The sequence below is a fragment of the Mycobacterium sp. NGS45 genome, from assembly GCF_059812645.1.
Map to the genome: position 1 here is coordinate 115,703 of NZ_JCALDB010000013.1, position 14,450 is coordinate 130,152.

General features: G+C 68.7%; 16 protein-coding genes. 12 read left to right on the forward strand and 4 right to left on the reverse strand.

The features are described 5' to 3' along the window. The first annotated feature begins 205 nt into the window (after positions 1-205). The 6 genes from clpB (at position 206) to AC5Y3P_RS14060 (ending at position 7,083) form a co-directional block, all read left to right on the forward strand. Positions 206-2,752 (forward strand): ATP-dependent chaperone ClpB, encoded by a 2,547-nt coding sequence (gene clpB / locus AC5Y3P_RS14035; RefSeq protein ID WP_500046514.1) that lies wholly within the window; start codon positions 206-208, stop codon positions 2,750-2,752. Between the two features lie 138 nt (positions 2,753-2,890). After that, positions 2,891-3,730, forward strand: coding sequence for a trehalose monomycolate transport factor TtfA (ttfA, locus tag AC5Y3P_RS14040; protein ID WP_500046515.1), 840 nt, complete (start codon positions 2,891-2,893; stop codon positions 3,728-3,730). Positions 3,731-3,745: 15 nt separating this feature from the next. Further along, positions 3,746-4,291, forward strand: coding sequence for an orotate phosphoribosyltransferase (gene pyrE, locus AC5Y3P_RS14045; RefSeq protein WP_500046531.1), 546 nt, complete (start codon positions 3,746-3,748; stop codon positions 4,289-4,291). A gap of 3 nt (positions 4,292-4,294) precedes the next feature. After that, a complete protein-coding gene (locus AC5Y3P_RS14050) occupies positions 4,295-5,218 on the forward strand; it encodes a hypothetical protein (protein WP_500046516.1) in 924 nt (307 codons plus the stop codon). Next, a complete protein-coding gene (locus AC5Y3P_RS14055; protein WP_500046517.1) occupies positions 5,215-5,883 on the forward strand; it encodes a TrmH family RNA methyltransferase in 669 nt (222 codons plus the stop codon). Before AC5Y3P_RS14050 ends, AC5Y3P_RS14055 begins: the two co-directional genes overlap by 4 nt. A 15-nt stretch (positions 5,884-5,898) precedes the next feature. After that, positions 5,899-7,083: a glycoside hydrolase family 76 protein gene (locus AC5Y3P_RS14060; RefSeq protein ID WP_500046518.1), complete on the forward strand. Its 1,185-nt coding sequence runs from the start codon at positions 5,899-5,901 to the stop codon at positions 7,081-7,083. Between the two features lie 6 nt (positions 7,084-7,089). Here the strand turns inward: AC5Y3P_RS14060 and AC5Y3P_RS14065 are convergent, their stop codons facing one another. Continuing rightward, positions 7,090-7,752: a 3-oxoacid CoA-transferase subunit B gene (locus AC5Y3P_RS14065; protein ID WP_500046519.1), complete on the reverse strand. Its 663-nt coding sequence runs from the start codon at positions 7,750-7,752 to the stop codon at positions 7,090-7,092. A gap of 2 nt (positions 7,753-7,754) precedes the next feature. Continuing rightward, a complete protein-coding gene (locus AC5Y3P_RS14070) occupies positions 7,755-8,513 on the reverse strand; it encodes a CoA transferase subunit A (protein WP_500046520.1) in 759 nt (252 codons plus the stop codon). A gap of 253 nt (positions 8,514-8,766) precedes the next feature. Between AC5Y3P_RS14070 and AC5Y3P_RS14075 the strand changes: the two genes are divergently transcribed. The 4 genes from AC5Y3P_RS14075 to AC5Y3P_RS14090 all read left to right on the forward strand — a co-directional run bounded on the left by AC5Y3P_RS14075 (position 8,767) and on the right by AC5Y3P_RS14090 (position 12,069). Then, positions 8,767-9,486: an IclR family transcriptional regulator gene (locus tag AC5Y3P_RS14075; protein ID WP_500046532.1), complete on the forward strand. Its 720-nt coding sequence runs from the start codon at positions 8,767-8,769 to the stop codon at positions 9,484-9,486. Positions 9,487-9,535: 49 nt separating this feature from the next. Further along, positions 9,536-10,663, forward strand: a complete 1,128-nt coding sequence (locus tag AC5Y3P_RS14080) for an XdhC family protein (protein WP_500046521.1) — start codon at positions 9,536-9,538, stop codon at positions 10,661-10,663. 10 nt (positions 10,664-10,673) lie between these two features. Further along, positions 10,674-11,582: an LLM class F420-dependent oxidoreductase gene (locus AC5Y3P_RS14085; protein ID WP_500046522.1), complete on the forward strand. Its 909-nt coding sequence runs from the start codon at positions 10,674-10,676 to the stop codon at positions 11,580-11,582. 103 nt (positions 11,583-11,685) lie between these two features. Further along, the gene (locus tag AC5Y3P_RS14090; protein ID WP_500046523.1) at positions 11,686-12,069 is read left to right on the forward strand and encodes a hypothetical protein; all 384 of its coding nucleotides are present in this window, start codon (positions 11,686-11,688) and stop codon (positions 12,067-12,069) included. A gap of 43 nt (positions 12,070-12,112) precedes the next feature. Here the strand turns inward: AC5Y3P_RS14090 and AC5Y3P_RS14095 are convergent, their stop codons facing one another. Beyond that, entirely contained in the window at positions 12,113-12,787 is a 675-nt protein-coding gene (locus AC5Y3P_RS14095; RefSeq protein ID WP_500046524.1) for a DedA family protein, read from the reverse strand. Between AC5Y3P_RS14095 and AC5Y3P_RS14100 the strand changes: the two genes are divergently transcribed. Continuing rightward, positions 12,786-12,926 carry a hypothetical protein gene (locus AC5Y3P_RS14100; protein WP_500046525.1) on the forward strand — a complete coding sequence of 47 codons (141 nt, stop codon included), beginning with the start codon at positions 12,786-12,788 and terminating at the stop codon, positions 12,924-12,926. The genes AC5Y3P_RS14095 and AC5Y3P_RS14100 overlap by 2 nt on opposite strands. A gap of 69 nt (positions 12,927-12,995) precedes the next feature. Further along, positions 12,996-14,033 carry a class II fructose-bisphosphate aldolase gene (fbaA, locus tag AC5Y3P_RS14105; protein ID WP_500046526.1) on the forward strand — a complete coding sequence of 346 codons (1,038 nt, stop codon included), beginning with the start codon at positions 12,996-12,998 and terminating at the stop codon, positions 14,031-14,033. On the opposite strand, the gene AC5Y3P_RS14110 is transcribed toward fbaA, so the two are convergent. Then, positions 14,034-14,450: CHAP domain-containing protein (locus tag AC5Y3P_RS14110; RefSeq protein ID WP_500046527.1), on the reverse strand; the 417-nt coding region annotated here is incomplete at its 5' end.

Below are 14,450 nucleotides of genomic sequence, written 5' to 3' on the forward strand. Positions count from 1 at the left end.
GGCAGTGAGCGGGTTGGGGCGGGGCGGGGTTGGGCGGGGTTGGCGCGGCGCTGCGGGACGGGCGCGGGATGGGCGCGGGGGCGAGACAGGCTAAAGTTGAGCGGAATAGACTCAACATTGACGCGGTTGTGCAAGTGGAGAAGCATCACAAACACTGCGGGGGACCGCTTCGGGCGTCCTCGGCACAAGCAGAAACGGAGGTGTCGTGGACTCGTTCAATCCGACCACCAAGACCCAGGCAGCGCTGACCGCGGCATTGCAGGCGGCCACCGCCGCAGGCAACCCGCAGATCACGCCTGCCCACCTGTTGATGGCGCTGCTGACCCAAAACGACGGCATCGCCGCACCCCTGTTGGAGGCGGTCGGAGTCGAGCCCGCGACCATTCGGGCCGAGGCCCAGCGTCTGCTGGACCGGTTGCCCAGCGCCAGCGGTGCCAGTTCCGCACCGCAGCTGTCGCCGGAGTCGCTGACCGCGATCACCACGGCCCAACAGCTGGCCACCGAGATGGACGATGAATACGTCTCGACCGAGCACCTGCTGGTCGGCCTGGCCACCGGCACAAGCGAAGTCGCCAAGACGTTGACCAACCACGGTGCTTCGCCCGAGGCGCTGCGGGAGGCGTTCGTCAAGGTGCGCGGCAGCGCGCGGGTCACCAGCCCGGACCCCGAGGGCAGCTATCAGGCGCTGGAGAAGTACGCCACCGACCTGACCGCGCGGGCCCGCGAGGGCAAGCTTGACCCGGTGATCGGCCGGGACACCGAGATCCGTCGGGTGATCCAGGTGCTCAGCCGCCGGACCAAGAACAACCCGGTACTGATCGGTGAACCCGGCGTCGGCAAGACCGCGATCGTCGAGGGCCTGGCCCAGCGCATCATCGCCGGGGACGTGCCAGAAAGCCTGCGCGACAAGACCGTCGTCGGCCTGGACCTGGGCTCGATGGTGGCCGGTGCCAAGTACCGCGGTGAGTTCGAGGAGCGGCTCAAGGCCGTCCTGGACGACATCAAGAACTCGGCCGGCCAGATCATCACGTTCATCGACGAACTGCACACCATCGTCGGCGCCGGTGCCACCGGCGAAGGCGCGATGGACGCCGGCAACATGATCAAGCCCATGCTGGCTCGCGGCGAGCTGCGACTGGTCGGTGCCACCACGCTCGACGAGTACCGCAAGTACATCGAGAAGGACGCCGCCCTGGAACGTCGGTTCCAGCAGGTGCTGGTCGGTGAACCGTCGGTCGAGGACACCGTCGGCATCCTGCGTGGCCTCAAGGAGCGCTACGAGGTGCACCACGGTGTCCGCATCACCGACTCCGCATTGGTCGCTGCGGCAACGCTTTCCGACCGTTACATCACCAGCCGGTTCCTGCCGGACAAGGCGATCGACCTGGTCGACGAGGCTGCCTCGCGGCTGCGGATGGAGATCGACTCCCGGCCGGTGGAGATCGACGAGGTGGAACGCGTCGTGCGGCGGCTGGAGATCGAAGAGATGGCGCTGGCCAAAGAAGAAGACGAGGCGTCAAAGGAACGGCTGGAGAAGCTGCGTTCGGAGCTGGCCGACTACAAGGAGAAGCTGGCCGAGCTCACCACCCGGTGGCAGAACGAGAAGAACGCCATCGACGTCGTGCGGGAATTCAAGGAGCAACTGGAAACCCTGCGCGGCGAGGCCGACCGGGCCGAGCGCGACGGTGACCTGGCCAAGGCCGCCGAACTGCGCTACGGGCGGATCCCGGAGATCGAGAAGAAACTCGATGCCGCGCTGCCGGCCGCCGAAGCCCGCGAGAACGTCATGCTCAAGGAAGAGGTCGGTCCCGACGACGTCGCCGACGTGGTCTCGGCCTGGACCGGGATTCCGGCCGGCCGGATGATGGAAGGCGAAACCGCCAAGCTGCTGCGGATGGAAGAGGAGCTCGGCAAGCGGGTCGTCGGCCAGAAGGCCCCGATCTCGGCGGTCTCCGATGCGGTGCGGCGCGCCCGCGCCGGGGTGGCCGACCCGAACCGGCCCACCGGCTCGTTCCTGTTCCTGGGCCCCACCGGTGTCGGTAAGACCGAGCTGGCCAAGGCGCTGGCGGAGTTCCTGTTCGATGACGACCGGGCCATCACCCGGATCGACATGAGCGAGTACGGCGAGAAGCATTCGGTGGCCCGACTGGTCGGTGCGCCCCCCGGCTACATCGGCTACGACCAGGGCGGTCAGCTCACCGAGGCGGTGCGCCGCCGGCCCTACACCGTGGTGCTGTTCGACGAGGTGGAGAAGGCCCACCCGGACGTGTTCGACGTGCTGCTGCAGGTGCTCGACGAGGGTCGTCTGACCGACGGCCAGGGCCGCACGGTCGACTTCCGCAACACCATCCTGATCCTGACCTCGAACCTGGGATCGGGCGGCACCGATGAACAGGTGATGGCGGCTGTCCGCGCAGCGTTCAAGCCGGAGTTCATCAACCGCCTCGACGACGTGCTGATCTTCGAGGGCCTCAACCCCGAGGAACTGGTGTCGATCGTCGATATTCAGCTGGCCCAGCTGGCCAAGCGGCTGGAGCAGCGTCGCCTGACGCTCGAGGTGTCGCTGCCGGCCAAGCAGTGGTTGGCGCACCGCGGGTTCGACCCGCTCTACGGTGCCCGTCCGCTGCGCCGGCTGATCCAGCAGGCCATCGGCGACCAGTTGGCCAAGCTGCTGCTGGCCGGTGAGGTGCACGACGGTGACACCGTGCCGGTCAACGTCAGCCCCGACGGCGACCGCCTGATCCTGGGCTGAGCCCAGCCGGCCACGGACTGGCCCCCACCTCCGCAGAGGTGGGGGCCAGTCCGGTGAGCGGCTGGTTTATCGTGTGTGACGCTGTTGTGATCTGCAGGCATTCCGCGTTCTGGGCACCCAGCAGATAGGCTGTGCGCAATGGTCCCGCTTTGGTTCACGCTGGCCGCACTGTGCTTCGTCGGTGCGGCGGTGTTGTTGTACTTCGACATCGACCGTCGGCGCGGCCTGGGCCGGCGACGCAAGTCCTGGGCACGCTCGCACGGATTCGACTACGAGCACGAGTCCACCGACATCCTGCACCGCTGGAAGCGCGGTGTGATGTCCACGGTCGGCGACGTCACCGCGCGCAACGTCGTGCTCGGACAGATCCGCGGTGAAGCCGTTTTCATCTTCGATCTCGACGATGTCGCCACCGTCATCGCGCTGCACCGCAAGGTCGGCACCAATGTGGTCGTCGACCTGCGGCTCAAGGGCATCAAGGAGCCGCGCGAGAGCGACATCTGGCTGCTCGGCGCGATCGGCCCGCGGATGGTGTACTCGACCAACCTCGACGCCGCCCGGCGCGCTTGCGACCGGCGCATGGTGACGTTCGCGCACACCGCCCCGGACTGCGCCGAGATCATGTGGAACGAGGAGAACTGGACGCTGGTGTCGATGCCGATCACCAGCACCCGCGCGCAGTGGGACGAGGGTCTGCGCACCGTCCGCCAGTTCAACGACCTGCTGCGGGTGCTGCCGCCGACGCCGCAACCGAAAGCCATCCCCGCGCCGCGCCGCGCCGCCCCGGGCCGGCCGCAGGCCACCCGCGGCGAAGCCCCCACCGCACGTACCGAAGCACCGCCGCGTGCACAGCGGGAACCGCGCGAGCGGGTGGCGCGGGAACCGATCCGCGCGACCGAGCCCAAGCGTTCGGCCGAACCGCCGCGGCGGGCACCGCAGCCGCGGGCCGGCCGGCCGGCCGGCCACTACCAGCGTTAGCAGGCGGCGGTGTCGATCAACCTCACGGCGACCGACCGTGCCGAACTCGCCGATCTGGTGCGCGAACTGAGCGTGGTGCACGGCCGCGTCGTGTTGTCTTCCGGCAAGGAATCCGACTACTACGTCGACCTGCGCCGATCCACCCTGCATCATCGCGCGGCGCGGCTGATCGGCTCGCTGATGCGCGAACTCACGGCCGACTGGGACTACGCCGCTGCCGGCGGTCTGACCCTGGGCGCCGACCCGGTGGCCACCGCGATCATGCACGCCGACGGCCGCCCGATCGATGCGTTCGTGGTGCGCAAATCGGCCAAGACGCACGGCATGCAACGGCTGATCGAAGGTTTCGACGTCGCCGGGCAACGCGTCCTGGTGGTCGAGGACACCAGCACCACCGGCGCCTCCCCGCTGACCGCGGTGCGGGCGGTGCGCGAAGCCGGCGGTGACGTCGTCGGCGTGGCCACGGTCGTGGACCGCGCCACCGGGGCCGCCGAGGTCATCGAAGCCGAGGGGCTGCCGTACCGCAGTGTGCTCGGCCTCGACGACCTCGGGCTGAGTTAGGTCGTGCCGGGACATCACCGCGTTCGCCGGGTCCTGACCGCGCTGCTCGTGCTGGTCTGCGGATTCGCGGCGGTCAGCTGCTCCGAGGACGCACCCGCCGGTCACCGCTACGGCGCGCAACAAGCCCGGATCGGCGAGTCGCTGCAACTGCTGGGCTGGAACCTGTCGGTGGCCAACCTGCGGTTTGCCGCCGACCGTGTGCTGATCGACGTCGACGGCGCCCCCGCCGATCCCGAGGCGGCCCACGCCGACGGCGCCGACCTGCGGTTCGGTCTCTACGGCGCGCTGGCACACCCGATCGAGGTCACCGGTGTGGGCAGCTGCGACCAGGTGGCCGGCACGGATTTCTCGCCACTGCTGGCCCAACCCGACCGGGTCAGCGGCACCGTGTGCCTGGGGCCGATCCGCGACCAGGCCCAGGTGCGTGGCGTGTACGTGTACTCGCCGCAGGATCGGATCCCGCAGACGCTGCGGGCCTACCCGGCCGCCTTCCCGCTCGGTTTGCCGACCACCAGCGCCGCCGACACCGGGCTGATGCTGAGCACCACCAGTGTGGAGGCCTGGCGCGCCAACGGCACCCCGTTGGTCCCGGCCGACCTCGGTGACAACTCGATGTTCACCGGCGACGGGTACATGCTGTTGGGTCTGCAGATCGACGCCGATGCCGACGACTACCAGCGGCGGTCGGCCGAGCGCGGCGGCCCGCTGATGGTGACGTTGGCGCCCAGCCTGCCGCCGCCGGGACTGTCGGCGGCCTGCTCGACCTACGGTGCGTCCGTGCTGGTGCTGCCCGAAGCGTCGCTGAGCTCGGTGCAGCTGAAGGCCTCGCTGTGCGCGCAGGGTGAGATCAGCACCGCGGTGCTGTACGCGACGGTGTCGGTGCTCGGTACCCACGCCGGGGTGTGGCTGCAAGACGAGCAGACATGACCAAGCACGACGACGTCGTCGGCCCCAGCGAGTGGGGCGCACCCAGCGTGGGCGTCGGGCCCTGGCACGCCGAGCACAGCGGACCGACGCCCGAGGACCCGCGGTATGACCCGGAGTTGTTGCGCGACGGCGACACCCGCAACGTCGTCGATGCCTACCGGTACTGGACCCGGGACGCCATCGTCGCCGACATCGACACCCGCCGGCACGCGCTGCACGTGGCGATCGAGAACTTCGGCAACGACGCCAACATCGGCGGCGTGGTCCGCACCGCCAACGCGTTCGCGGTGCACACCGTGCACATCGTCGGACGACGCCGCTGGAACCGGCGCGGCGCCATGGTCACCGACCGCTACCAGCGGCTGCGCCATCACGACAGCACCGCCGATCTGCTGGCCTTCGCCGCCGAAGCCGGGCTGACCGTCGTCGCGCTGGACAACACCCCGGGCGCCACCCGGCTGGAGCAGACCCCGCTGCCGCGCGAGTGCCTGCTGATCGTCGGGCAGGAAGGCCCGGGCATCACGCCCGAAGCCAGCGCGGGGGCCGCCGCTGTGGTCTCGATCGCCCAGTTCGGCTCGACCCGCAGCATCAACGCCTCGGTGGCCGCCGGTATCGCCATGCACACCTGGATCACGCAGTGGGGTGACCTCAGCCGGGCCTGGTAAGGCAGGATGCCTGTCATGGATCAGGTATGGGCCAACCGGGCGGCCTCGTCGGAGGCGGCCATCGCCAAGCGGCATCTGAGCAAGCTGTGGGGACTGCCGGGCACGCAACTAGGTGTCACCGCCTGGCCGCCCACCAAGAAGACCAAACGCTTCCGCACCTGGCACTACTGGTGGCAGGCGCATCTGCTGGACTGCCTGGTCGACGCCCAACTGCGCGACCCCAACGTTGAGCGGGTGGCCCAGATCAATCGGCAGATCCGCGGGCACTGGCTGCGCAACACCGGCTGGACCAACGACTACTACGACGACATGGCCTGGCTGGGGCTGGCCCTGGAGCGGGCCCGCAACGTGGCCGGCATCGACAAGCAGCGCGCGCTGGACAAGCTGGCCGATCAGTTCCTCACCGCCTGGGTGCCCGAGGACGGCGGCGGTATCCCGTGGCGCAAACAGGACCAGTTCTTCAACGCCCCGTCCAACGGGCCGGCCGGAATCTTCTTGGCGCGCTACGGGGATCGGCTGCGGCGGGCCCAGCAGATGGCGGACTGGATCGACGAGACACTGATTGACCCGGAGACCCATCTGGTGTTCGACGGCATCAAGGCCGGCTCGCTGGTGCGCGCCCAGTACACCTACTGCCAGGGCGTGGTGGTCGGGTTGGAGACCGAGCTGGCGGTGCGCACCACCGACGAGCGGCACAGCGTCCGGGCCCGTCGGCTGATCGGCGCGATCAGCGAGCAGATGGCGCCCGAGGGTGTGCTCAAGGGTGCCGGCGGCGGCGACGGCGGATTGTTCGCCGGGATCACCGCGCGCTACCTCGCGCTGGCGGCCACGTCGCTGCCCGGTGATTCCGACGCGGACGTCGAGGCGCGTGACACCGCGGCCAGCCTGGTGCTCAAGTCCGCGCGGTCGGCCTGGGACTACCGGCAGACCGTGGACGGGCTGCCGTTGTTCGGCGCGTTCTGGGACCGCAACGCCGAGATCCCGAGCGGCGACACCGGCGACACCGGTCAGTTCGTCGCCGGCGCGGTCGCGTCCTCGGCGCTACCGGAGCGCGACCTGTCCGTGCAGCTGTCCGGTTGGATGCTGATGGAGGCCGCGCACCGGATCAGCGCCGCGCTCGAGGAAGACCCCGAGCCCGCGGACTCCGGGCCCGCTGACGTCGAGTCGGCAGATCCCGAGCTCTCGGATCCCGAGAGCTAGTGCGGCTCAGTCCAATTCGACGGTGAGTTCGGTGCCGGTGGCGGCCACCACGTCGTCGACGCTGACCCCGGGGGCGAGCTCGCGCAGGATCATCCGACCGTCCTTGGGCACGTCGATGACGCACAGGTTGGTGATGATCCGGTCCACCACACCCTGACCGGTCAGCGGCAATGTGCAGCGCTGCACGATCTTCGGGTTGCCGGCCTTGTCGGTGTGCTCCATCAGCACGATCACCCGGCCGGCGCCGTGCACCAGGTCCATGGCGCCGCCCATGCCCTTGACCATCTTGCCGGGCACCATCCAGTTGGCCAGGTCGCCGGTGTTGGACACCTCCATGCCGCCGAGCACCGCGGCATCGATGTGGCCGCCGCGGATCATCCCGAACGACAGCGACGAATCGAAGTAGGCCGCACCGGGATTGACGGTCACGGTCTCCTTGCCCGCGTTGATCAGATCCGGGTCGACGGCGTCGTCGGTGGGGTAGGGGCCGGTGCCCAGGATGCCGTTCTCGGAGTGCAGGATCACGTGCACGTCACCAGTGAGGTAACCGGGAATCAGGGTGGGCAGACCGATGCCGAGGTTGACGTACTCGCCGTCGACCATTTCCTTGGCGGCCCGTTCGGCCATCTGGTTGCGGGACCATCCGGTGACGGTGGGAGTCTCAGTCATCTTCAGTTCGCCTTCTCGCTGACGGTTCGCTTCTCGATCTTCTTGTCCTGCGGGCCGGTTTGCACGATGCGCTGCACGAACACACCCGCCAAATGCACTGCGCCCGGGTCGATCTCGCCGGGCTGCACCAGTTCCTCGACCTGCACGATGGTGACCTTGCCGGCCATCGCGGCCAGCGGGTTGAAGTTCATCGCAGTCTTGTTGAACACCAGGTTGCCCAGGGTGTCCGCGCGCTTGGCGTGCACCAGCGCGAAGTCGGCGTTGATGCCCTCTTCGAGGACGTAGCGCTTGCCGTTGAACTCGCGCACCTCCTTGGGCGGGGAGGCCACCGCCACCGATCCGTCGGCGGCATAGCGCCAGGGCAGGCCGCCGTCGGAGACCGGGCTGCCCACCCCGGCCGGGGTGTAGAACGCCGGGATGCCGGCACCGCCGGCCCGCAACCGCTCGGCCAGCGTGCCCTGCGGGGTCAGCTCGACCTCGAGTTCACCGGCCAGGTACTGGCGGGCGAACTCCTTGTTCTCCCCGACATAGGACGCGGTCACCCGGCGCACCTTGCCCAGTTCCAGCAGCACGCCCAGACCCAGGCCGTCGACACCGCAGTTGTTCGAGAACACCTCGAGGTCGGTGACGTCCGAGGCGGCGACCGCCGCGATCAGTTGGTCCGGGATGCCGCACAGCCCGAAACCGCCGACCGCCAGTTTGGCGCCGGTCGGGATGTCGGCCACCGCGGCCGCGGCGGACTCGTAAACCTTCGAGGTCATGGCTCTCCTTCACGCATTGGGCGCAGCACTGTCCATCCAGCAGACGTATCGCGAACTGCCGGTGCTGATCGCCGTATTCGTCGGTAACTACTGAACAACGAACGTTTGGACGAATCAAGCGAGCAGCCTGCTGGGCGGAAAAGTGTTCGTTTGATGACCTAATCCAGCTTTGGTGTTCATCTGATGAACGCCTACGATGACGCTCGTGGCCACCGGAGAAGGACGTTCCCCCGTGGTGGCGCGGGTCGGCGCCATGCTGCGCGCGGTCGCCGCGGCCGAACCCGACGGCGCGTCCACCACCGAACTGGCCAGACACGCCGGACTGGCCCGGCCCACCGCGCACCGGTTGCTGGTGTCGCTGGCCGAGGAGGATCTGGTCAGTCGGGACGCCCGGACCGGGCGCTGGTCGCTGGGCCCGGAGCTCTACCTGCTCGGGGTGGGCGCGGCCTACCGCTATGACGTCACCGACCACGCCCGCGAGGTGGTGACCCGACTGGCCCGCGAGACCGGTGAGAGCGCGTTCTTCTCGGCCCGCCGCGGTGACGAGACGGTGTGCGTGCTCAGCGAGGAGGGCAGTTTTCCGCTGCGTTCCCATGTGCTCTACGTCGGCATCCGGTTCCCACTCGGTGTGGCCAGCGCCGGTTTGGCGATCCTGAGCCATCTGCCACCGGCGGAGGTCGACGAGTACTTCGCCCGTTCGGATCCGGAAAGAGACTGGGGCCCAGCTCATTCCGAGGCCAAGATTCGGGAACGCATCGAGGCCACCCGGCTGGCCGGGTATGCGGTCAACCCCGGCCTGATCGTCGAGGGCAGCTGGGGGATGGCCGCGGCGGTGTTCGACCGCAGCGGCCGGCCGGCCTGGGGGCTGAGCCTGACTGGGGTGCAGACCCGGTTCAGCCCGGAACGCCACCGCCAACTGGGCACCCTGCTGCTCGAACAGGCGCATCTGTTGTCCGGCCGGCTGTCGGCTTGAGCTGCGGCGTCCCGGCCGGCGTTGATTTGCGGCCGCATAGGCTAGGTGCGTGCGGGATGTGCTGAGCGACCTGTTGGCGCTGTGGCGCTCTGGGGCGACCGCCGGCGTGGGGACCGTGGTGCGCACGTTCTCGTCGGCGCCGCGCCCGCCCGGCGCCTCGATGGTGGTGGCCGCCGACGGCACCGTCACCGGTTCGGTCTCCGGCGGCTGCGTGGAAGGCGCGGTCTACGAGCTGGCCACCGAGGTCGCCGAAACCGGGGTCCCGGTGCTGCAGCGCTACGGCGTCAGCGACGACGACGCCCTGGAAGTCGGCCTGACCTGCGGCGGGATCCTGGACATCTTCGTCGAACCGATTTCGCAGCGCAGTTTTCCGCAACTCGACCAGATCGCCGACGACGTCGTCGCGCACCGCCCGGTCGCGGTCGCGACCGTCGTCGCGCACCCGGACCCCGAGTGGCTGGGGCATCGGCTGGTGGTGCGACCGGACCGGGTCGAGGGCACGCTGGGATCGGACCGCGCCGACGCCGCGGTCACCGACGACGTCCGCGGGCTGCTGGCGGCCGGCCGCAGCGAGGTGCTGACCTACGGACCGGACGGGCAGCGCCGCGGCGAGGGCCTCGAGGTGTTCGTGGCCAGCTACGCTCCGCCACCGCGGATGCTGGTGTTCGGTGCGATCGACTTCGCCGCGGCCGTCGCGGTCCAGGGGGCGTATCTCGGTTACCGGGTGACGGTCTGCGACGCGCGTCCGGTGTTCGCCACCCCGGCGCGGTTCCCGAGCGCCGCCGAGGTGATCGTGGACTGGCCGCACCGCTATCTGGCTGCCGAAGCCGCGGCCGGCGGGATCGATGAGCGCACCGTGATCTGCGTGCTGACCCACGACCCGAAATTCGACGTGCCGCTGCTCGAAGTGGCGTTGCGGCTACCGAAAGTCGGCTACATCGGCGCGATGGGATCGCGGCGCACGCACGACGACCGGATGGTCCGGTTGCGTGCAGCCGGCCTGACCGACGCCGAGTTGGCCCGGCTGTGCAGCCCGATCGGCCTGGACCTGGGTGGGCGCACCCCGGAGGAGACTGCGGTGTCGATCGCCGCGGAGATCATTGCCCGACGGTGGGGTGGCGGCGGCCTGCCGCTGGCCGACACCGCCGGACGTATCCATCACGATGTCGAAAGCTGAGGAGAAACAAGTGAGTTCAGAGCGCGCACGCATCGACTTCGGTTCGAAGATCGGGGTCTGGTGGGCCAGTGACACCTGGGCGATGCCGGAAGCCCAACAGGTGGCCCGCGACCTGGAGGCGATGGGCTATGGCTCGCTGTTCCTGCCCGAGGTGGTCGGCAAGGAGGCGCTGACCCAGTCGGCGGCGTTCCTGGCCGGCACCGAGCGACTGGTGATCGGGACCGGCATCGCCAACATCCACGTCCGGGTGCCCTCAGCCGCGGAATCCGGTGCGCGCACGCTGACTGCGCTCTACCCCGGGCGGTTCGTGCTCGGCCTGGGCGTCAGCCACGGTCCGCTGGTGCAGCACGGACTGGGTGGGGTCTACGAGAAGCCGTTGGCGACCATGCGCAGCTACCTGGACCGGATGGCCGCGGTGCCCGAGGCGATCGAACCGGGCGTGGGCCGTCCGCCCCGGCTGCTGGCCGCCTTGGGGCCCAAGATGATCGAGCTGTCCGGCAGCCACGCCGACGGCGCCCACCCGTACCTGGTGACGCCCGAACACTCCGGGGTGACCCGCAAGCAGCTGGGCCCGGACAAGTGGGTGGTGTCCGAGCAGGCGATCGCGGTCGGCGGCGATGACGCCGACCAGCTGGCCCGGGCGCACAGCCACCTCGAGGTGTACAGCGGGCTGCCGAACTACCGCAATTCCTGGCTGCGGCAGGGCTTCGACGATTCGGATCTGGTGCGCGGCGGATCGGACCGGTTGGCCCGCGCGCTGGTCGGCATGGGCAGCGTCGACGACGCCGCCGCGCGCGTGCGCGCGCACCTGGACGCCGGCGCCGACCACGTCGTCGTGCAGGCGTTGGGGCACAACCCGACCGCTGACCCGCGGGATGCGTTGCGCGAGCTGGCCGCGGCCCTGGAATTGTCCCGATGAGCAGGTAGCCAACTACGCGCGACCAGACTGGCCAGCGGCTCAACACTTTTCGGACCACGGTGCGCAAGCAATCAGCGCACCGGGACCGAAGAAGGAGAAAGCCATGGCAAAGATGGTGGGGGTGTGGATCTACAGCGCGCCCCGAAACTCGAACCAGGATCTGAATCTCACCGTGGGCGGCACGATCCTGATGACCGAAGCCGACGTCCGCAAGCTCGGCGATGGATTGATGCACATCCAGATCCGGGTGATGGACGACGACACGTTCTCGGATGACCTGATCCTGGCCAACAACTCGTTGCAGTTGGGTGCCCGTGAGGTGGGTCCGAATTCGTTCGCGGTGGGCGTGATCGTCCCGCATGACAAGGTCGAGGATTCGGAGCCGTCCTGGGAGAGCAGCGCCGAGGTGTATGCCCGGGTGCGCGGCGTGGCACCCGGCGTGCAGACCAGTTGGGCGTCGTCTCAGGTCGAGAAGATCGGGTTCTGAGCGCGCATGCGGTGGCTGGCTGCCGGGTCGGTGAGCCCGGCGGTCAGTCCGCGGCGGTTTCGGCGACGACGTCGGCGGGGGCCTTCTTGGCGTCGCGTTTGCGCTTGTACCACTCCCAGGCCATCGGCATCACCGAGACCACCACGATCAGGATGAAGATCGGCTCGAGCAGTTTCTGGATGATGTCGAACTGGCCCAGGAAGTAGCCCAGCAGGGTCAGGCCGATACCCCAGACCAGCGCGCCGATGATGTTGAAGACGCTGAACACGGCGTAGTTCATCCGGGCCGCACCCGCGGTGAGCGGGGCCAGCGTGCGCACGATCGGCACGAACCGGGCGATCACGATCGCGAACGGGCCGCGCTGCTCGAAGAAGGTGTGTGCCTCGTCGAGGTACTTCTGCTTGAGGATGCGGGCGTCGGGCTTGAACATCTCGGTGCCGATGAACCGGCCGATGAAGTACCCGGCCTGACCGCCCAGGACCGCGGCGATCGGGATGAACACCAGCAGTTGCCAGAGCTGGAAGTTCGCCTCGGCGGCGCCCTGCTCGGCGGCCGCGGCGGTGCCGGCGGCCAGCATGCCCGCGACGAACAGCAGCGAGTCACCCGGCAGGATCGGGAACAGCACGCCGGATTCGACGAAGATCACGACCAGCATGCCGATCAGTGCCCAGGTGCCGAAGTAGCCGAGCAGGTTGATCGGATCCAGGAAGTCCGGCATGAGCGCGAGTGTGGTCGTGGTGCTGGTCACGGGTGTCAAGGGTACCGGTGCGAGCGGCCCGGACCCGAATCCCGCGCTGACGGCCGGTTGGCTGCGCGACTTGGCCGGGCGTCGTGACGACGGTCTCACCCTGCGGTGACCCGAACTGGATGCTCCTGAGATACTGCCTGGAAGACGCCCGTCCAGACGCCGCATAAGGAGAAGATCCATGCCCATCGCAACGCCTGAGGTATATGCCGAGATGCTGGGCCGCGCCAAGGAGAATTCGTTCGCCTTCCCCGCGATCAACTGCACCTCGTCGGAGACGATCAACGCCGCCATCAAGGGCTTCGCCGACGCCGGCAGCGACGGCATCATCCAGTTCTCCACCGGTGGCGCCGAGTTCGGTTCCGGCCTCGGGGTCAAGGACATGGTCACCGGTGCCGTCGCGCTCGCCGAATTCGCGCACGTCATCGCCGCCAAGTACGACATCACGGTGGCCCTGCACACCGACCACTGCCCCAAGGACAAGCTCGACGGATTCGTGCGCCCGCTGCTGGCCATCTCGGCCGAGCGGGTCAAGAACGGCCAGAACCCGCTGTTCCAGTCGCACATGTGGGACGGCTCGGCGGTGCCGATCGGTGAAAACCTGGAGATCGCCAAGGAGCTGCTGAAGCTGTCCACCGAAGCCAAGATCATCCTGGAGATCGAGATCGGCGTGGTCGGCGGTGAAGAGGACGGCGTCGAGGCTGAGATCAACGAGAAGCTGTACACCACGCCGGAGGACTTCGAGGCCACGGTCGAGGCGCTCGGCGTCGGCGAGCACGGCCACTACCTGCTGGCTGCGACATTCGGCAACGTGCACGGCGTGTACAAGCCGGGCAACGTCAAGCTCAAGCCGGAGATCCTGGCCCAGGGCCAGAAGGTGGCGTCCGCCAAGCTGGGCCTGCCCGAGGGTTCCAAGCCGTTCGACTTCGTGTTCCACGGCGGATCCGGTTCGGCCAAGTCCGAGATCGAAGAGGCGCTGAGCTACGGCGTGGTGAAGATGAACGTCGACACCGATACCCAGTACGCGTTCACCCGCCCGGTCGCCGCGCACATGTTCACCAACTACGACGGTGTGCTCAAGATCGACGGCGAGGTCGGCAACAAGAAGACCTACGATCCGCGCAGCTACCTGAAGAAGGCCGAAGCCTCGATGACCGAGCGGGTCATCGAAGCCTGCAACGACCTGCACAGCGCGGGCCGCAGCGTCAGCGCCGGCTGATCACTGCAGCCGGCCGTAACCGAGTAGCCGGGATTCGGGTCCCACCGTGTGGGTGCGGACCCGGATCCCGTCTTCGTTCCCGCCCACGGTGGTGATGGTGGCACCGTCGGCGGTGACCACGAGATTGGCGTGCAGGCCCAGCGCGCTGCCCTCGTCCCACAGCATCACGTCACCGGCAGCCGGCCGGTAATCCGGCGGCTCGAACCGCCCGGTCGACTGGTAGTACTCCTGCAGCTTGTACACCCCGGGGATGCGCCAGGACCCGGAGTGTGGATTGGTCAACGGCTGTCCGGCCTCGCGCAGCACCCAGCTGATGAAGTCGGCGCACCACGGTTCGTCGATGCCCTCGGAGTAGGTGGTGCCGGGCGGTTGGGCATCGAACTGCGCTTCCAGGGTGTCGATCACTTGAAGCTGGAG